General features: G+C 41.1%; 23 protein-coding genes. 14 read left to right on the plus strand and 9 right to left on the minus strand.

The annotated features are described in order from the left end of the window. The first annotated feature begins 72 nt into the window (after nt 1-72). Nucleotides 73-1,182 carry a magnesium/cobalt transporter CorA gene (gene corA / locus C4S39_RS10235; RefSeq protein ID WP_103966910.1) on the plus strand — a complete coding sequence of 370 codons (1,110 nt, stop codon included), beginning with the start codon at nt 73-75 and terminating at the stop codon, nt 1,180-1,182. 133 nt (nt 1,183-1,315) lie between these two features. Here corA and C4S39_RS16045 read toward each other — a convergent pair whose 3' ends face one another. Next, on the minus strand, nt 1,316-1,567 hold the full coding sequence (locus C4S39_RS16045; protein WP_374953029.1) for a PEP-CTERM sorting domain-containing protein: 252 nt from the start codon (nt 1,565-1,567) through the stop codon (nt 1,316-1,318). A gap of 212 nt (nt 1,568-1,779) precedes the next feature. Between C4S39_RS16045 and C4S39_RS10245 the strand changes: the two genes are divergently transcribed. The 3 genes from C4S39_RS10245 (at nt 1,780) to C4S39_RS10250 (ending at nt 2,901) form a co-directional block, all read left to right on the plus strand. Then, nucleotides 1,780-2,247: a hypothetical protein gene (locus C4S39_RS10245; RefSeq protein WP_103966911.1), complete on the plus strand. Its 468-nt coding sequence runs from the start codon at nt 1,780-1,782 to the stop codon at nt 2,245-2,247. Between the two features lie 37 nt (nt 2,248-2,284). Next, nucleotides 2,285-2,443, plus strand: a complete 159-nt coding sequence (locus C4S39_RS15345) for a hypothetical protein (RefSeq protein ID WP_181023805.1) — start codon at nt 2,285-2,287, stop codon at nt 2,441-2,443. Between the two features lie 110 nt (nt 2,444-2,553). Further along, on the plus strand, nt 2,554-2,901 hold the full coding sequence (locus tag C4S39_RS10250) for a hypothetical protein (RefSeq protein WP_146059763.1): 348 nt from the start codon (nt 2,554-2,556) through the stop codon (nt 2,899-2,901). A gap of 457 nt (nt 2,902-3,358) precedes the next feature. Here the strand turns inward: C4S39_RS10250 and C4S39_RS10255 are convergent, their stop codons facing one another. The 4 genes from C4S39_RS10255 to C4S39_RS10270 all read right to left on the minus strand — a co-directional run bounded on the left by C4S39_RS10255 (nt 3,359) and on the right by C4S39_RS10270 (nt 6,531). Then, entirely contained in the window at nt 3,359-4,060 is a 702-nt protein-coding gene (locus C4S39_RS10255; protein ID WP_103966913.1) for a hypothetical protein, read from the minus strand. 171 nt (nt 4,061-4,231) lie between these two features. Beyond that, the gene (locus C4S39_RS10260) at nt 4,232-4,585 is read right to left on the minus strand and encodes a hypothetical protein (RefSeq protein WP_103966914.1); all 354 of its coding nucleotides are present in this window, start codon (nt 4,583-4,585) and stop codon (nt 4,232-4,234) included. A 502-nt stretch (nt 4,586-5,087) separates the two neighbouring features. After that, entirely contained in the window at nt 5,088-5,426 is a 339-nt protein-coding gene (locus C4S39_RS10265; RefSeq protein WP_103966915.1) for a YraN family protein, read from the minus strand. Beyond that, entirely contained in the window at nt 5,416-6,531 is a 1,116-nt protein-coding gene (locus C4S39_RS10270) for a penicillin-binding protein activator (protein ID WP_103966916.1), read from the minus strand. The genes C4S39_RS10265 and C4S39_RS10270 overlap by 11 nt, the downstream gene beginning before the upstream one ends. A 10-nt stretch (nt 6,532-6,541) precedes the next feature. On the opposite strand from C4S39_RS10270, the gene rsmI reads away from it, so the two are divergent. From rsmI to lipA, 8 genes are all read left to right on the plus strand, one after another. After that, nucleotides 6,542-7,399, plus strand: coding sequence for a 16S rRNA (cytidine(1402)-2'-O)-methyltransferase (rsmI, locus tag C4S39_RS10275; RefSeq protein WP_103966917.1), 858 nt, complete (start codon nt 6,542-6,544; stop codon nt 7,397-7,399). A gap of 76 nt (nt 7,400-7,475) precedes the next feature. Further along, complete coding sequence (gene pyrC, locus C4S39_RS10280) at nt 7,476-8,513, plus strand: dihydroorotase (protein WP_103966918.1); 1,038 nt, start codon at nt 7,476-7,478, stop codon at nt 8,511-8,513. Between the two features lie 529 nt (nt 8,514-9,042). Continuing rightward, nucleotides 9,043-9,312 (plus strand): hypothetical protein, encoded by a 270-nt coding sequence (locus C4S39_RS10285; RefSeq protein WP_103966919.1) that lies wholly within the window; start codon nt 9,043-9,045, stop codon nt 9,310-9,312. 259 nt (nt 9,313-9,571) lie between these two features. After that, nucleotides 9,572-10,693 carry a D-alanyl-D-alanine carboxypeptidase family protein gene (locus C4S39_RS10290; protein ID WP_103966920.1) on the plus strand — a complete coding sequence of 374 codons (1,122 nt, stop codon included), beginning with the start codon at nt 9,572-9,574 and terminating at the stop codon, nt 10,691-10,693. 30 nt (nt 10,694-10,723) lie between these two features. Then, on the plus strand, nt 10,724-11,593 hold the full coding sequence (locus C4S39_RS10295; protein WP_103966921.1) for a D-amino acid aminotransferase: 870 nt from the start codon (nt 10,724-10,726) through the stop codon (nt 11,591-11,593). Nucleotides 11,594-11,624: 31 nt separating this feature from the next. Beyond that, nucleotides 11,625-11,891, plus strand: a complete 267-nt coding sequence (locus tag C4S39_RS10300; RefSeq protein ID WP_074721181.1) for an HP0495 family protein — start codon at nt 11,625-11,627, stop codon at nt 11,889-11,891. Between the two features lie 6 nt (nt 11,892-11,897). After that, nucleotides 11,898-12,545 carry a lipoyl(octanoyl) transferase LipB gene (gene lipB / locus C4S39_RS10305; protein WP_103966922.1) on the plus strand — a complete coding sequence of 216 codons (648 nt, stop codon included), beginning with the start codon at nt 11,898-11,900 and terminating at the stop codon, nt 12,543-12,545. A 13-nt stretch (nt 12,546-12,558) separates the two neighbouring features. Beyond that, nucleotides 12,559-13,503, plus strand: a complete 945-nt coding sequence (lipA, locus tag C4S39_RS10310; RefSeq protein ID WP_103966923.1) for a lipoyl synthase — start codon at nt 12,559-12,561, stop codon at nt 13,501-13,503. A gap of 35 nt (nt 13,504-13,538) precedes the next feature. Here lipA and C4S39_RS10315 read toward each other — a convergent pair whose 3' ends face one another. The 3 genes from C4S39_RS10315 to ilvD all read right to left on the minus strand — a co-directional run bounded on the left by C4S39_RS10315 (nt 13,539) and on the right by ilvD (nt 16,266). Beyond that, complete coding sequence (locus tag C4S39_RS10315; RefSeq protein ID WP_103966924.1) at nt 13,539-13,955, minus strand: OsmC family protein; 417 nt, start codon at nt 13,953-13,955, stop codon at nt 13,539-13,541. An 85-nt stretch (nt 13,956-14,040) separates the two neighbouring features. Next, entirely contained in the window at nt 14,041-14,352 is a 312-nt protein-coding gene (locus C4S39_RS10320; protein ID WP_013648163.1) for a c-type cytochrome, read from the minus strand. 240 nt (nt 14,353-14,592) lie between these two features. After that, nucleotides 14,593-16,266 (minus strand): dihydroxy-acid dehydratase, encoded by a 1,674-nt coding sequence (ilvD, locus tag C4S39_RS10325; RefSeq protein ID WP_103966925.1) that lies wholly within the window; start codon nt 16,264-16,266, stop codon nt 14,593-14,595. Between the two features lie 99 nt (nt 16,267-16,365). On the opposite strand from ilvD, the gene lgt reads away from it, so the two are divergent. Next, complete coding sequence (lgt, locus tag C4S39_RS10330) at nt 16,366-17,208, plus strand: prolipoprotein diacylglyceryl transferase (protein WP_103966926.1); 843 nt, start codon at nt 16,366-16,368, stop codon at nt 17,206-17,208. A gap of 99 nt (nt 17,209-17,307) precedes the next feature. Next, nucleotides 17,308-17,700, plus strand: a complete 393-nt coding sequence (locus tag C4S39_RS10335; RefSeq protein ID WP_103966953.1) for a hypothetical protein — start codon at nt 17,308-17,310, stop codon at nt 17,698-17,700. A gap of 276 nt (nt 17,701-17,976) precedes the next feature. Here C4S39_RS10335 and phoR read toward each other — a convergent pair whose 3' ends face one another. Next, nucleotides 17,977-19,284, minus strand: a complete 1,308-nt coding sequence (gene phoR, locus C4S39_RS10340; RefSeq protein WP_103966927.1) for a phosphate regulon sensor histidine kinase PhoR — start codon at nt 19,282-19,284, stop codon at nt 17,977-17,979. Between the last annotated feature and the right edge of the window lie 53 nt (nt 19,285-19,337).

Raw genomic sequence — 19,337 nt, forward strand, 5'->3', positions numbered from 1 at the left:
CACCAATCATCCCCCACACGGTAATCAAAATGCTTAAAATAAGCCCCTGTCCTCTTTATTCAGGCAAGCTTAATGCATACAAAATCTTACTCGGAATCTCGGCACCGGCAAACCGATCATACCGCACAAAGCAGCGCAGCCGACAAAGCCGGCCTTCCTGCCGGAACATTGATGCACATTGGAACAAAGCATCAATCAGAATGTAAAATCTCAGTCATACAATACAATGCCGAGACACTGCTCTACCATGAAATTTCAACGATTTCAGATCTGCAACCGTTGCAAAACACCAAACTGATCACCTGGGTAAATATAGACGGACTAAGCAATATTGGTATCGTTGAAGGTATCGGCCATGAATTGAACATTCATCCTTTAGTGCTAGAGGATATTTTAAGTACGCACCAACGCCCCAAGCTAGAGGAATATGAAGATTTTCTGTATCTGGTCATCAAAGGCATCAGTCTTGATCAAAACAAAATTTTCAGCCTCCAGTACGAACAAATCAGTATTTTATTATTAGCCAACTATGTTATTACTTTCAAGGAAAAGTCTGATACTACATTTGATTCCGTCTATCATTACCTGAAAAACCGAAGTGGTCGATTGCGGCTAAAGGGCAGTGATTATCTGACATACGTTATTCTTGACACCATCGTTGATGAATATTTTGTAGTAGAAGACAACTTGGATGACGTCATTGATTCATTGGAAGACAATATTTTGCTCAATTCCAATAAAGAAATACTACAAACCATACAACAAATACGCCGCAGCCTGATTTCAATGAAACGTAATATCTCGCCATTACGCGAACTATTGGCGACAATTCAACGTATTGATACGCCGTTATTACAGGAAAAAACTTTGCGTTATTTTGGTGATGTCTATGACCATGTGCTACGTGTTAATGATTCACTTGAATCCTATCGCGAAAGAATCTCAGCAATGCATGATATTTATCTTTCAAGCATTAGTAACAAAATGAATGAAACAATGAAAATTCTGACTATTTTCGCGACTATCTTCATACCATTGACCTTTATTGCGGGTATTTATGGCATGAATTTTGAATATATGCCTGAATTGAAATGGCGCTGGGCCTATCCTGCAGTATGGATAATATTTATTTTAGTTAGCGTAAGCTTACTTATTTATTTCAGAAAGAAGAAATGGCTATAGCTGCATGCAGCTCATCGACTCTGTACTCCACTCGGACATAGGCTAACCGTATAGTCATAGATATAAAACAAAAAAGAGATTCAATTCTGAAATTGGATTGAATCTCTACCAAACATTCTTTTTAATAGAATTCTCAAAAAGAAACTAATCTTCTCTGACTGCACATCGAAAATCCGACTAATCCTAATCCAATTAACATCATGGCATAGGTTTCTGGCTCTGGAACTGCACTGACCCCGATAACAAAATCATCCCAATCACCCAGATACTTTTGGCCAGCGCTATCGTTGTATCCTATTACAAAATCATAAACCGTAGACCCCACCTGCATATTTGTCCCAATCAGTCCTATCGAGGTACCTTTATCCCAAGGACCACCATTCACGGCAAATTTATCAACATTACCCTCAAACTTAAAAATGGGAGGATTACCATCTTCATTCTCATTGTCTTCTGAGTTACCAAATAAAAGATCAACGAAAAGTTTTTACGATATCAAACGAAACAATCTAAATAAGGATTAAGTGTATATATTTTATATAAAATACGCATAATAATTGAATACTTAAATATAATTTTCGATGAAGGAGGATGGTCATGAGCACTACAATTGAGCATAAATCCACGCCAGGTTCAGATAAAAACGCTGAAGGTGAAATCAATTGGTATGAACATATTGGAGGAGTAATAATTCAAACTATATATTTAGTGCCATACATATTTGGTGCTTTAGCGTTTACCGGTTTTGTTTTGGGGCTTAAATTTTTCCTCGACAAACCGCCACCTTCATATCCACCGTATGGGCAAATAAATGAAGAGCATATAAGTAGTACAACTGAAATTGAAAGTGATGTTGATAAAATTATTAATTTGTTAGAACAAAATACAGATAAGCAAAACAAGCTATTAATTAATGTAAGCACTCAATTAAATAATTTGCAATCAGAAATAGAAAGACTCAGCTTTGAAGTTTCACTTCTAAAGAGTGAATTAGAAAGCCATAAAATTCAAGAGGACTTGGAAAAAATCTCAGAGCTCGTTGAAAATTGTAAATTATGTAAATAAGTGGTGAAATTTAGAGTGAAAAATTAGGAATAAAAATATGAAGGGAATAATTGGATTCTTTGACATTTTAGGCTATCAAAATTTTTTAGAAAATAATTCTGAAATTGAATATGCAAAAAAAATTATTGAATTAATTGAAAGACTTCAAAAAACATTCTACAAGATCTCAGAGATGGTGATTTTAGTATTGAGATAAAGGAAATAAGTAAAAAACTCGATTATCTAGTATTTTCCGATACTATTATTTTAGCGATCCATTTTGATGATGATCATACCAATGAACACGCTGCGCGAGAAATAATGGTAATGGCAGCTTCAAAGCTAATGATGCATATGTTTTATATTGGGCTGCCATTAAGAGGAGTAATACATGAGGGTGAATTTATAATTCAGCATCATTGTCTGACAAGTAAAGCAGTAGTAGATTCTTATAGGCTATGCGAGAAATTAAATTTCTCTGGCCTTGTTTGCTCCCATGAATTTGCTTTCCATTTTAGAAATGAATTGAGAAATACACCTATTACGCAAGTATTCCTTTTTGAGTATTTAACACCTTTAAAAAATAACGATGAAGATAAGCTCCTAAATGTAAATTGGGTTCTCTATACTGAGTTTGATCATGATATAGAGGATATGGTCTTATATAAATTCTGAATGCATCAAAAAGATTGCGCAATTTCAGTCGATGTAAAAATTCGTAACACAGTTAAATCAATGCGAAAGATGATACATTTAAAAAGAGAAAGGGAAAAAGCAAAACTAGAAACTGATAGCAAATAAGCTGATAAAAGTTTATTTAAAAATCGTTTATCAGAAAGAAAAACAATGTAGAAAAATAGCTTTGAAATATTAGAATTAAGTATATACCCGTTCTCTTAAACTTGAGAATCTCTACGTTTTGCTTTCGGCAAAGCCTTGAGGCCTCCTTTCAAGATTTGCTACTATTCATTGACATACTCTTATAAATTAATAACACACCAATTAAAACAATTTCAAAGATATTTTTTTTCAAATTCATCCAAAGTACAACGAAATATTTGAGCTAAATATAAACGATTTGGGCCAGGTGTATGATCTAATAAATAATGGCAATTTTTCTCAAGTGAAATAATCAATATGGGCCGTATTTTTCAATATATTTTTTATCAAAAAGCGACATCCCTATTAAAGGAAATTCTTCCAAAAAACTATTAAGATCAACAATAAGCTCATCAGTATTTAATAAAGCTCTTTCGGTCATTAATACCAAATCCAGTAAATCGGAACCTCCTGCCAATGACATTAATTCATCACTAGAAAGTATACCTTTAGCATTATCGATTCTGCTTCTAATGAGCAAATAAAGCTCATTACGTTTATTCCACATGTCTATATTTCTATTATATGAATCAATAAGTTCCCGTAATTTAATTAAATTCTGCCATTTTGATGCTGTGGCAATTGCAATTTTAGTAATAGGAACAATAAAAGACAATTTGGTTAAATCTACAGCAATTTTTGTTGTAGCAAACACTGTTGATTTAATATCTAGAGCTTTGTGAATTGGATTGAGTTTAAAATCTTGAGGATAATAAGTCGCTTTAATATGAAAGAGAGCAAAAAGGGCATCTGCTGCCACTAATAAAATTTCGTTGATTGCCCTAATCTGGTCTTTATTTATTTGAATATTTTCTTGATGCTTTATGGTCAAATACGCAACAAATGCTCCTAGTAGTGTCGAAGAAATGCTTGCTATTAATGGGAACACATAATCTGAGGTCGAAGATTCTAATTTTTCTATGGCTTGTACTAACAAATCAATTTCTTCGTGCATTTTAAATTCGCAAATTTAGTATAAAATTATATTATCAATAAATATTTCTAAATTTCAATAATTTATTGTTATAAATTTTACCCTTTTCTGCCCCAATCATTTTTAACCGCTAATTCACAAATTTCCTTTGGGATTACCAGATCCCTCTTCTTTTTTGGTACGCTTCTGTTTCTAATGTAACTCCGGGTGCTTATGATCTGTAGTAACGCCAATCCTTTCTTTTTTATTTGTTGGCTCTTTGCGCTCTAATAATTCGTAGATATAGCATAGCGCACCTAATCCAGTTATAACAATTATTAATAGAATGGGCGAAGGAACTGGCACGTCAAGATACCAACTACACCACTCTAAGCCAGCAAAACTAATAAAAATTAATGGTGCAATGATTAACGGTAATATGTCATTGTCCATACTTTTATTAATTTTTTCTCTTATGCTCTGACATAAGATATTAAATAAGCCTCTGATCCTAGAATATTTCTTTCTTACTCTCGGTTTAATATTTTTTAATTGATATTTTTTCATTGAATAACGCACCAGCATTGTTATAAAGATAATGAAGTTAATTAAATCAACTACTTAGTATATGAATTGAAGTTTTTAGAATACTTAACGGAAGTGACTACCAAAAGTTGATAGCATATAAAAGGAATATGTCAGATATATTAATTGCGAATGGAACGTTTGTTAAAGCATCGTGTTCGTTGAAAGCATATTATTTACGGTAGCTGCTACAGAGGGGTTCGAAAAATAAAACACCTCGCCATAAGCGGCGAAGTATCGAGTGTGCGCTCTTCAGACTGCTGGTTTTCAACCAGCTTGCGCCTTAGCTGAGAATTAAACCCGGTAGAAATTAATATAATCAGATATCTGAATCTTATTCCGTTGTGGCACCAACACAAATCATTTTTCCATGACCTGCAAACTAGAATAATCGGACTACTACTATCCTAATAATGTAATAAACAAAGAATTAATTTATACTTCTGTAGCGCTTTGCTTGCTTACAAAAATCCCATCGCTCTAATTATTCGCCAAACGCATCTCTGAGCCACTCGATTTCCTGCCCATTAGCACCGGACAACAGAAGTGCATCAAATCGACAAGCTGATTCTATTTCTAATTCAGTTATATAATATCGTGCAGTACGTAATATTTTTGCTTGTTTCCTAGAAGTAATACTCGCTGCTGCCCCACCATATTTTTCATTTGTGCGCATGCGCACCTCAATGAAAACCAGTGTTTCTCCATCGCGCATTATCAGATCAATTTCTCCAAAACGACAGCGATAGTTTTGTTTGACCAAAACCAAGTGCTGCCGCTGCAAATATAATAAGGCGATTTTTTCAGCTCCACTACCATTCATCTTCTGCAATATTTTTTACATTTTTTATGAGTTGAACTTTACCATTCTCAAACTGTGCTGGGACAAGTTCACGCACAAATTGATTAGGTGATTGAAAGCGAATTTGCCCGGTAACACCATCAATAGAGATTGCGCTAATAGGTTGTGGCAACATCAAATTTGCCAGTAATCGGAAAGCATCAATACCCAGCGCATAAAGGCGCTCCATATCCACGCTTCTAGCTGGGCTGAGATGACGATAAGCCATGACAGCGGGATGATCAGGCTGCAATAGCCAAGGCATATCAAGAAACTGAATACCATTAAGATCATTATTGAGTAAAAAATTGTCTGCTCCTGAAAAAACCTGCGATGTAGCATACACAGGCACTTCGGGATCAAGGTAGGAGCGTAGCAAACGTGACTTAGCTGCGTCCAGAGCAAGAAAAACCAAATGACCACTACCGGCAGTCAAATTACGAAATTGTTGAAGCATAATCGGATTATCAGCATAAAAAAATGATTCTGCAGTTTTATCAATTTCATTTTGCCATCGCAGTGTAAAAGCATTCTGGAGCCGTTTGGATAAGGAGCTGTCATCACCGATGATAATGGCATGATCTATACCGCTTGACAGTGCTAATTCGGCGAGTTGATTCGCTTCGGATTCCATCTGCAAGCCAAAAAAATATAACTTCGGCGGTAAGGTTGCATTACTGTCTGCCGTGTTCAGTGCTAAAGTAGGTACATTCGAGAAATGACTGGAGGCTACTGCCGAAACACCATCGCGCGTAAGAGGGCCGACGATGAATATTGCACCGGCATTGAGTGCCTGATAATAAGCAATCAAAATATCGAGCGGATCTTCAGTAGTGGAATATAACCGAATAATCGCTGGAAGCGGTTCTCCGCGTTGTGTAGCAGCCACAAAACCTTCTTTCACAACATTAGCAGCTTCACCAAATGAAGCAGACTCTAAAGGCAGTAATAGCGCAATATGAGGTACTAGTGCGGATTCCGGCAAACTTTCCAATTGACCTTGTTCATCGGAATCAGCTGCCATTAATGAAAAGTTAAAACTTAACAACAGGATTACCGCCAGGGTAATAGTAAGAAAACGTTGCATAGTGAGGATTATGCTGAACAAAAGTACATTATATGTGGTTGCCACACCAATAGGAAATTTAAACGATATCAGCTTACGTGCCTTAGATGTTCTGGCAAAAGTGGATGTGGTTGCCGCAGAACACACACAGATTTCCGGGCATTTATTCGCTGCACACACAATCTCCACAAAACTTATCAGCCTCCATCAGCACAATGAAACCATTGTTTCCTCCAAGATTCTGGCACTATTGAATAGCGGGAAAAATGTTGCTTTAGTAACCGATGCAGGCACCCCCGCAATTTCCGATCCAGGCGCAATTCTAGTTCAACGCGTACGTGAGCACGGATATTCGATTATTCCCATTCCCGGTGCGAATGCGGCGATTTGTGCTCTATCAGCCAGCGGCATTACAAATCCGCATTTTCTATTTTATGGCTTCTTACCCACTAAAACCGGGTTGCGTAAACGGACATTAATCGAATTAAAACCACAGCTATACACATTAATATTTTATGAAGCACCTCATCGGATTCTAGAATGCATAACCGACATGATCGAGGTTTTTGGTCCTCAGCGGGAACTGACTATTGCCCGCGAATTGACTAAATTATTTGAAACCATCCATAGGGGAACTTTAAAAGAAGCTTATTCCTGGCTGCAAGAAGACACTAATCAGCAAAAAGGTGAATTTGTTTTATTGTTGTCCGGCGCGGAAACTACGGACAAATCCGAAATCAGTGAACATGCAGAACACACATTAAAATGTCTACTCATTGAACTTCCGTTAAAACAAGCGGTTAAACTAACAACAGAAATCACAGGTGAAAACAAAAATTCGCTCTATCAACTGGCACTGAAGTTAAAAAATGCACCATGTTCCGAATAGCACAATGGCGCCTACGCTATAATTTAGTCCTTATCCTTATTTTAGTCCTTATCCTTATATTTGATGGCTGACATCCTTGACTAGCATAACCATTATTCGCCCAGATGATTGGCACTTACATTTGCGTGACGACGAGCAATTACGCTTCGTGCTACCGCATACAGCAAAACAATTTGCTCGCGCAATCATTATGCCTAATCTTAAACCGCCGATTGTAACAACAGATATGGCTTTATCTTACCGTGCAAGAATATTGGCCGCTTTACCTGAGCCTTTGCATGGCAGCTTCGATCCGCTCATGACGCTGTATTTAACTGACAATACAGTACCTTTAGAAATCATTCGAGCAAAAGAAAGTAAAGTGGTGCAGGGAGTAAAACTGTATCCGGCCGGTGCAACCACAAATTCGGATGCCGGAGTGACCGATATTACCAAGTGCTATGCAACTTTGGAGGCAATGGAACAAAATAATCTGCCGTTGCTGGTGCATGGTGAAGTAACAGATGCCAATGTAGATATATTTGATAGAGAAAAGATTTTTATCGATCGGGTGCTGGATCCTCTGATACGGCGTTTCCCAAGTTTGCGCATCATATTCGAGCATATCACTACCAATGATGCAGTAATGTTTGTAAAAGAAGCATCCAGATTTATTGCTGCCACGATTACGGCACATCACTTATTGTTGAATCGTAATGCGATTTTTCAAGGCGGTATCCGTCCTCATCACTTTTGCTTACCTGTCTTGAAGCGCGAAACTCATCGTCAAGCATTACTAAGTGCGGCGACCAGCAGTAACCCGAAATTTTTTCTGGGTACTGACAGTGCGCCGCACGCACAGGTCAATAAAGAAAATTCCTGCGGCTGCGCTGGCATTTACACAGCCCATACCGCTATTGAATTATATGCCACAGCATTCGAACAAGCGGGCGCGCTTGACAAACTGGAAGCTTTTGCCAGTTTCTATGGTGCGGACTTCTATCAATTACCCCGCAATAACAGCCGTATCACATTAAAAAAAGAATACTGGACTGTTCCCGAGCAATTCGAATTTGCAAATGAAAAATTGATCCCTCTTTATGCCGGAAAGAGTTTAACTTGGAAAATGTCATAATTATCAGGAGACATTTTGTACAGTCACGGTACACCCGAATAATCTGCAAAATCAATTCCAATACTCTCTACTCCCTACAGTAATCGACCGAGCCCTACAAGTTATTATCTTCTTTAGTCAATCACTTCCCCTTGTATCGTTAACAACCTAAATATCCTGAAAATTCGATGCAATAAATTGGCTCTTCTCTCTTCTTTAACTAAAGCCTAAACAGGCTACCACACCGGCATTAAAGCAATAATCGATTGAAAATATTTATAAAGTCCTATCTCTTCTACCAAAACTTATCCGGTTATTGCAATGCATTAAGAAACACTTAATAAGTTTGCATTCAGCTCCTATTAAGCAAAAAACTTGCACAATTGAAACCCAAATACAAAATAGATTGTTGGATTGCACTAAAGGACATAGATAAAGTTTATATAAAAATTCTTATGAATTATCCATGCCTTAAGTTTAATCAGGAGATAAGTCATGAACACAAAAAGCATTCTTACTGGACTCATAATAATTGGAGTACTTTCTCTGAGTGGATGTGTGGCCACCCCTTACTATGGAGGCTTGGGATACTATCGAAGCACAGTCTACGGTTATGGACATCAATCACCCATTTACATCAATCCAGGTCGCATCGGAGCACATAAGCACTTTATCGGCGGACATAGACATATGCACAGGGGATACCAATACTCTATCGGTAGACATAAGCACATGCATGGAGGGCACAATTTCATCGGCGGGTACCACAACCAAGGAAGGCACTATCGAGGAGGACATCATCGTTGATAAAAAAGATTAAATTTTGGCGGCGCCTTCCGTATGCACATACTTGACCTAAAATCCGCTTTCAATAATTGAGAAATCTGCTATCTTTGCTCATGATAAATTTCCAGCGGTTTCACTTTATCGCTGATTGTTCAAAATATCAGGTTGCTAATATCGTACCCCATGATAATTTCTAAAAACCGCTATTAGTCTTGCTTCTGTTGTGTTTTAAAACTGGAAGGTTTTAGATTTTTTGACGGCAAGATATAATATCTATTTTTTTGCGGATTCATATGAAGCTTTTATTCGTATTATTGCTAATGTGCCTGGCTGTTTCATCAGTATCTGCACAGCAACAAGAAATTCCCGTAGCTGCTAAAGCTTTTATGCTATCAGATTATCAAACGGGACAAGTATTGGCTGGACAGAACGTGCACGAGCGCATAGAGCCCGCATCTCTCACTAAACTGATGACTGCTTATGTGGTGTTTTCGGCATTAAAGCAGGGACAACTTACGCTGGATCAAACTGCCCTGGTATCCGAAAGTGCTTGGCGCATGATTGGTTCACGCATGTTTATCGAGCCCAATAAACGGGTTACTGTGGATGAGTTAATCCGCGGAATGATCGTCCAATCCGGCAATGATGCCTGCATTGCTCTGGCTGAAACCGTCGCAGGTTCGGAAGCAAACTTCGTGACCCTCATGAATAAGGAAGCGAAGCATCTAGGAATGCAGAACACACATTTTACCAATACAACCGGATTGCCTGACCCCAATCACTATACGACAGCCCATGATTTAACATTACTGGCAACTGCTATCATTCGTGATTTTCCGGATTTTTACCCACTTTATTCGTTAAAAGAATATACCTATAACAATATTACCCAACCCAATCGGAATCGGCTGCTATGGATCGATCCGCATGTTGATGGCATGAAAACCGGCTGGACTAAAACTGCCGGTTATTGCCTGATTACATCGGCGATACGGGATAAACGACGATTGATCTCCGTAGTTATTGGTGCTAAATCGGCCAATGCACGCAGCATAGAAAGTCAACGCCTGCTTAATTATGGTTTTCAGTTTTACGATACGCTGCAGCTATACAAAAAAAATGACTCACTTGCCACTATCCATTTATGGAAAGGCACCCAGAATGAATTGAAAGCCGGATTTGACCGCGATGTTTTTTTCACACTGCCCAAAGGTCAGGCCGACAAGTTAAAAGCCACCATGGAGTATAAACAACCTCTGATTGCGCCAGTTCAACTTGGACAGGAAGTTGGCACGGTCAAATTTACACTCGATGATAAGACTGTCGAAATTTACCCCTTAGTGGCCTTGGAAAAAGTTGATTCAGCCAGCTTCCTGGGTCGTGCATGGGATAGTGTAAAATTGTTGTTTAACTAATCTCCAATTAACTCACAAAAAGAATCTCGCATGATATATCTGAATGGCAAGTTTATGCCTATCGAAGAGGCATTCATTCCTGTGTTGGATCGTGGCTTTATTTTTGGAGATGGTGTGTATGAGGTTATACCCGTATATTCACGTAAACCTTTCAGACTTGCTGAACACCTCACACGACTGCAACACAGCTTGGATGGTATACGTCTGAAGAATCCATGCAGTAATGATGAATGGAGAAACATTTTAGAACAGATCATTGCCAATAATGACGGAGAAGATCAATATCTTTATCTGCACATCACCCGCGGAGTGGCCAAACGCGATCATACCTTTCCCGCGAACGTCCTCCCCACTGTTTTCATTATGAGCAATCCCCTGCCGCAGCCACCTGAAGAATTACTCAAAACTGGTGCACCGGCTATTACAGCTAGCGATAATCGCTGGATCCGCTGCGACGTCAAAGCCATTTCTCTGTTACCCAATGTACTGCTGCGACAACTGGCAGTAGATATGCATGCACTTGAAACTATCTTGATCCGGAATCAATTCCTGACTGAGGGTGCCGCCAGTAATATTTTCATCGTAAAAAATAAAGTGCTGCTTGCCCCTCCCAAAAGTAATCTGATGCTACCTGGAATCACGTATGATGTAGTGCTCGAATTAGCTGCAGCTAATCAGATTCCTCATGAGATCCGGGAAATTTCTGAAACGGAAACGCGCATGGCTGATGAAATTTTGCTGACATCATCGACCAAAGAAATCATGCCGATTACTCTATTAGATAATCAACCCGTGGGAGATGGAAAACCAGGAGAACTGTTTAGGCAATTGCATACGCTCTATCAAGAATATAAAGCAACTCACATGCGCGGACAAGTCACAAATCATTTAACAAATTGATTCAGAATCAAGTTATCTTCGATTGGCAGTTATGACAGAACAAGCTTCATTAATTGAATATCCTTGTGATTTTCCAATCAAGATTATGGGGAAAGCACAACAGGATTTTACTCAGACCACACTGGCTATTGTTAAATACCACGCCCCGGATTTCGACGTTAACACTACGGCGATTAAAACCAGCAGGAATGGTACTTATTTAAGCCTCACCTGTACCATTCGAGCGACTTCCCGATCCCAACTGGATGATTTATATCAGGCGTTATCAGAACATCCCATGATCTCGGTGGTATTGTGATTACCCATGCGACACCAGCATTTATTATCCACTCATGAACGGCAGCGCTTTATTATAAAAACTATCGGGTTATCGGATTATCTACCCACCTGGCAAGCCATGAAATATTTCACCCAAGCCAGAACTGTTCAAACTCACGATGAAATCTGGTTGTTACAGCATCCACCTGTATTTACTCAAGGCATTGCAGGAAAGGATGAGCATTTATTAAACAATCATGGTATTGATGTCATTAAAACAGATCGTGGCGGTCAAATCACCTATCATGGACCGGGGCAGATTGTTGCTTATTTGCTGCTGGATATACGCCGGTTAAAACTCGGCGTGCGCGAATTAGTCAGAAACATGGAAAGTGCTGTAATTGATTTATTGAAGAGCTATCATATCGATGCATCAGGACGGATTGAAGCGCCGGGCGTTTACGTCAAAAACGCTAAAATTGCATCAATGGGACTCAAAATCAAAAAAAGCTTCTGTTATCACGGCATCGCTTTGAATGTGGATATGGATCTGACTCCATTCTCCTACATTAATCCATGCGGCTATCAAGGCTTACAAGTTACACAAACCAAAGATCTGGGAATTCCCGATGGATTAGAAATATTAAGCAACAAGCTGGCAGATCAACTACAAGTAAAACTTCTTAAAGGATAACCAACTTCTCATCATGACCACCGATACCCGGCAAAAAGGCGCTGACAAGACTGCGCGCAATCCTGTCAAAATAGCGCCACAATCACGCAATAATCTGTTGCGTAAACCCTCGTGGATTCGCGTTCGTTCCTCCAGTAGCGAGAATTATTACGAAGTTAAGCGATTGTTGCGCGAACATAAGCTTCATACGGTCTGTGAAGAAGCATCATGCCCAAATATCGGTGAATGCTTTGGAAAAGGAACAGCAACTTTTATGATTCTGGGTGACTTATGTACGCGCCGCTGCCCTTTTTGTGATGTCGCTCATGGCAGACCCAAACCACCGGATGCCGATGAACCGTTACATTTGGCGCAATCAATTGCCGCAATGCGATTGAAATATGTAGTGATTACCAGTGTAGATCGTGACGATTTGCGCGATGGCGGCGCTCAACACTTCGTCGATTGTATTCGCGAAATACGTACCCACTCTCCAAACACTAAAATTGAAACCTTGGTACCGGACTTTAGAGGCCGTCTGGAAATTGCTCTGGAAAAACTCACAGCCTACCCGCCGGATGTCTTAAACCATAACCTCGAAACCGTACCCAGATTATACAAGCAGTGCCGACCCGGTGCAGATTATAACAATTCATTGAAATTATTAGAAGATTTCAAGAATAATTTTCCTCATATTCCGACAAAATCAGGTTTAATGCTGGGCTTGGGAGAAACAGACGAGGAAATTATGGAAGTATTGCACGATTTGCGCAGGCACAATGTGGAAATGCTGACTATCGGTCAATATTTACAACCCAGTATCGGCCATTTACCGGTCATGCGTTACGTTACGCCCGAAGGATTCAAAGCTTTCGAGCATGCGGCGCTTGCGATGGGGTTTAGTCACGCCGCTTGTGGGCCAATGGTACGCTCCAGTTATCACGCCGATCAGCAAGCCCATGAATCGGGGTTACTTTAGCGGCATAGACTTATGCCCATACAATTTATTGATAACTAGGAATTAATAATCTCGAAATCATGCGTGATCTTAACCGTCTGTTTAAGCATGATCGAAGCCGAGCAATATTTCTCAGAGGACAAATTTATCGCTCGTTCTACCTGTTGTGGACTCAAATTGTGACCCGTGACAATGAAATGCAAATGAATATGAGTAAATACTTTTGGATCGACCGGTGCACGCTCGGCTTCAATTTCCACTTCGCAATCGGTAATATCCTGACGGCTCTTTTTCAGAATCAGCACCACATCAAATGTAGTGCAACCACCCAGCCCCATTAACAACATTTCCATTGGACGTGGCCCTTGATTCTGTCCTCCTGCTTCAGGTGCGCCATCCATCAATATTGAATGACCGCTACCGGATTCAGCCACAAAACTAACGTTGCCTTTCCACTTAATACGAGTCTTCATTTTTACCTACCGCAGTAATAAAAATTTTATGCAAACAAAAAGCCGACGCTTTTAGACGTCGGCTTTTCTGAATTCTGAATGCTTATTACTTCAGTGTCAGGATAAAATCAGCTAACACTTTAGCATTTTCTGGACTAACGTTAGCATTTGGTGGCATTGGAATCGGACCCCAAACTCCATTGCTTCCTTTTACAATCTTATCTGCCAGATATGCAGACGCATCCGCTTGATCTGCATATTTAGCGGCAATATCTTTCAGGCTTGGGCCCACCAACTTAGTATCAACATTATGGCAATTCAAACAACCACTGTTTTTTGCCAGATCGGCATCTGCTTGTGCAACACCAACTAAGAAAAAGGCAGATGCAGCTACTGCTCCAATTAATACTTTTTTCATTTCTCTTCCTTATTTTAAAATTATAAATGGGCTGATATTCTAACCCGAACTTTACAGACTTGCAGCAATTCCTATAAGTTTTGTGATTTTCAACGTTAAATCTGCTGCTCTACATCCTCACGCACTTACCATCCAACCGCAAGCTCTGATGATACTGCCTTGCTGAGACTTCAAAGTAAATTATTTAGTTCCAGTATCACATAAAACGCTTGAGCCAAACAATACCGATAATACGCGGAATCAATCCGTTATTGCACCTGTACTGGCACTTGATACCAGTTTTGCATATTTTGCCAGAACTCCACGCACATAACGCGGCGGCGGCGATTGCCAGGATACACGGCGTTGCGCAAGCACATCGTCAGGCACATTCAATTGCAACAATCGCCGTTCAGCATCGATGGTAATTGAATCCCCCTCCTGCACCAGTGCAATGGTTCCACCGACAAAAGCTTCCGGTGCCACATGGCCGACTACCATGCCGTATGTTCCACCGGAAAAACGCCCATCGGTAATCAATCCAACCGAATCGCCCAAACCTTCGCCGATCAAGGCGGAAGTCGGTGACAACATTTCGCGCATTCCCGGGCCGCCTTTAGGACCTTCGTAACGAATGACCACTACGTCACCGGGTTGAATTTTGCGCGCCAGGATTGCCACCATGCACGTTTCTTCCGATTCAAATACACGTGCAGGCCCGGTAATCTTCGGATTTTTGATTCCAGAAATTTTCGCCACGCACCCTTCAGTGGATAAATTACCTTTCAAAATAGCCAGATGTCCTTGCGCATACATTGGATTGTCCCATTGGCGAATCACATTCTGATCGGCACGTGGTGCATCCGGAATATCGTGCAATACTTCCGCGATGGTTTGTCCGCTGATCGTGGTGCAATCGCCGTGCAGCAACCCATGATTCAGCAGCATTTTCATCACTTGCGGAGTACCGCCGGCTTGATGCAAATCTGCGGCCACGTAACGCCCGGAAGGTTTCAAGTCACACAATACCGGCACTTTAGCGCGCATCCGTTCAAAATCATCTATGTTCCACTCAACTTCTGCGGCGTGCGCAATAGCCAGGAAATGCAGCACCGCATTGGTCGAACCGCCCACCGCCATGATCACCGCAACGGCATTCTCGATCGATTTACGGGTAATGATATCGCGCGGCAGAATCTGTTTCTTGATGGCACTCACCAATACTTCTGCAGATTGCCCGGCGCTGATCATTTTCTCGCCGTCTTCAGCGGACATGGTGGAAGAATACGGCAGACTCATGCCCATCGCCTCGAAAGCGGATGACATGGTGTTCGCGGTATACATACCGCCGCAGGAACCTGCACCCGGGCAAGCATTACGCTCAATCTGCAGCAATTCCTGATCATCAATCTTATGTGCGCTGTGTTGCCCCACCGCTTCAAACACGCTGACAATAGTCAGATCCTGATTTTTATAATGCCCCGGCTTGATCGTGCCGCCATACACAAAAATTGCCGGCACATTCATGCGCGCAATCGCAATCATCGCGCCCGGCATATTTTTGTCGCAACCGCCGATGGCAATTACACCATCCATACTTCCTCCCTGCACGCAGGTTTCAATCGAATCGGCAATCACCTCGCGGGAAACCAAGGAATACTTCATGCCTTCCGTACCCATCGAGATCCCATCTGACACCGTAATGGTGCCAAACATCTGTGGCATGGCACCTGCTTGCTTTAGTGCCGATTCAGCTTTTAACGATAGTTCGTTGAGTCCCTTATTACACGGCGTAATCGTTGAGTAGCCATTAGCGACTCCCACAATCGGTTTATTAAAATCCTCATCGTTAAAACCGACCGCACGCAACATGGCACGACTCGGCGCGTGTTGAGTACCCTGAGTAATAGCCTGACTACGTTTATTATCTGGCATGCTTGCTCCTGAATAAGATAAAAATACAATTTATGATACGGTGTATACCAGCGCAATTGGTATAATGCGTGATATTTTACCGTAAATAAGGCCGAAACTATGCTCGTTCACCCGCAAATTGATCCGGTTGCCATCTCGCTGGGGCCGCTTTCTGTGCATTGGTATGGATTGATGTACCTGCTGGGTTTTGTGGCGTTCATTCTGCTCGGGCGGTACCGTATCAAACATAATCCACAAGCCACCTTTACCTATGAGATGCTTGATGATGCACTCTTTTACGGCATGCTGGGAGTAGTTGTGGGTGGGCGGTTGGGGCATGTACTTTTCTATCAATTCGGCTATTATCTAGAACATCCATTGCATATTTTCGCCATATGGGAAGGCGGCATGTCCTTTCATGGCGGATTTCTTGGCGTCTTTGTTGCGATGATATTGCTCGCTCGCAAATATCATTTGCCATGGCTTGCAGTAACCGACTTTGTCATTCCACTGATTCCACCGGGATTGGCCGCTGGCCGCATTGGCAACTTCATCAATGGCGAACTATGGGGACGCCCTACCGATGTCCCATGGGGTATGGTTTTCCCGCATGTTGACAGCCTTCCCCGTCACCCTTCCCAATTGTATCAATTTGCGCTCGAAGGTGTAGTGCTGTTCATTTTTATCTGGATTTACTCAGCCAAACCACGCGCAACTGGTGCAATCACAGGGGCATTTATGATTGGCTATGGTGTTTTACGTTCATTTGCAGAATTTTTCCGTGAACCGGAGGATGGCTTCATGGGCGTACTGACTTTAGGAATCACAATGGGGCAATGGCTATCGATTCCAATGATTCTGGCAGGAATAGCAGCCATTATTTGGTCACGACACCAAACCAATACTGTTCGACCACCTGCTCATTCAAGAAAACATAACAAAAATAAAAAACATAACGTCTAATGGAAACCATTAGATAAAAAACAGGGTTTCCCTAATATACTCGCTCCATCAAGTGAAGCTATTATGACAGTCATCAATCTACCATTGGAGAAACTGATCATGAAAGCACAAAAATTCTTAACATTAATTTCTGTTTTGGCATTCAGCTTAGCTGCTTCATCAGTATTCGCCGTAGAAGTAGAAGGTATTGATGACAACGATCATGCCGCCTTGACACAGCATTATGAAAATGCTGCCAAGGAAGCCGAAGCAAAATTACAAAAAAACAAAGCTGCACTCAAAGATTACGAAGCTCATTCTTATAACTATGGTAGACAAGGTCAGGATTTCAAATCGCATGCAACCGCTAATATCCGCGAATACGAGGAAGTGTTGGCAGAAAGCCTTAACAATGCGGATCTACACAAAAAAATAACGATGGATCATCATGATCATTCATCGGTCAACAAAGCTCGGGTTAATCTGGATCAAAATACATCAGCGATTAGATAGTTAGTAGCAACGCAATTGGATCCGCGAAAGATCCAATAGAGAGCTGACAGCTGCTGGGTAACCGGTGGCTGTTTTTTTATTCCTACAACGCTCTTTCTATCAGTTATTTGAACTATCACCTACTCAAAATTCAGCTTGGATGCAGGCGCTCAAGTCATCTACCGCAGCAAGTATCAACACTTTTAAGTCACGGTCACCGTATAAACACGGTGTTTCTTACCAGATTCATGGAAATAAAATACAAGTTATCACGTTTTCCTCATAGATACTGAGTGATCACGCATTTCCAGAAACTAGACGCTTAGCTGGAAACCAGATATTAAACCGGCTACCCTTGCCTACTTTACTAATAACTTCGAGATGCGCCTCATGCCGGTTCAAAACATGTTTGACAATTGCCAATCCAAGCCCTGTGCCACCAGTTTCTCTTGAACGGCTGTTATCAATACGGTAAAAACGCTCCGTCAACCGCGGAATGTGCTCCGGTTCAATCCCGATTCCACTATCTTGCACAAAAAACAATCCTTGATCATGGCGCTTTTCCCAACTAATAATTATTTCCCCGCCGTCCGGAGTATAACGAATCGCATTACTGACCAAGTTCCCAAAAGCACTACGTAATTCTTCCTCGCTCCCCAAGAGCTGATCTTGCGAAGCAACAGTTAATTTGATTTGATGCCGCCCTGCACTCAGAGATTCCGCATCTTGCAAGAGATCTTGCGCCAAGTTAACTACATTCACTATTTTTTCGCTGACCTTATTCTGCTCATTTTCAAGACGTGACAGAATCAACAAATCTTCAATCAATCCCTGCATGCGAGTTGTTTGCTCAGTCATCAATGCCAGGGCACGCTTATTGAAACTGCTATTAACATTATCATCAGCGGATAATGTTTCAAGAAAACCACCGATGACGGTAAGCGGTGTGCGCAATTCATGCGAGACATTAGCAATAAAGTCGCGCCGCATCGTCTCTATTTTCTCAAAACGCGTAATATCACGACTGATTATAAGCTTCTGATTATAACCATAAGGCACCAGCTGCAAGGAAATGATCAATCCTTGCAATCGGGTCTGCTTTAGAATTAATGGGCTACTATATTGGCGTGCTGTCAGATATTCAACAAACGGTATCTGCCTCACCAAATAGGTAATCTGCTGACCGACATCCAAAACAAGATTGATGCCCAAGTGCTGCTCCGCAACCGGGTTACACCATTCAATACGATCATTCATATCGAGAATAACAATGCCATCCGGCATAGCGGAAGTAACGCTTTGCACGCGCTTTAAAGCAATACTCAGCATTTCCTGGTTCTGACTATGTTGACGCACATAGCGCGCCAAATGTGCGTATACCTCATCCCAAGCTCCGGAACCGGCTGGGATGCTTGCTGGAGAATGATCAGAAAGCTGTAACCAGCGCTCCAACAAGACCAAATGACGAATGTGATGAAACACAACCCAGAGCATGGCCACACTGAAAAAAATCAGCGCTTTCACAGCACCAAAGATCATCCATAGCAACACTGTAATGAAGGCAAGAAAAAAAATATTTGATGAACGCTGCCAGATATCAGACACTTAAATGCTACCCTACAATAAGACGATTATCCGAGAAAATTTGCAACCATTAC

Source organism: Nitrosomonas ureae, from assembly GCF_900108305.1.
Classification (GTDB): domain Bacteria; phylum Pseudomonadota; class Gammaproteobacteria; order Burkholderiales; family Nitrosomonadaceae; genus Nitrosomonas; species Nitrosomonas ureae_B.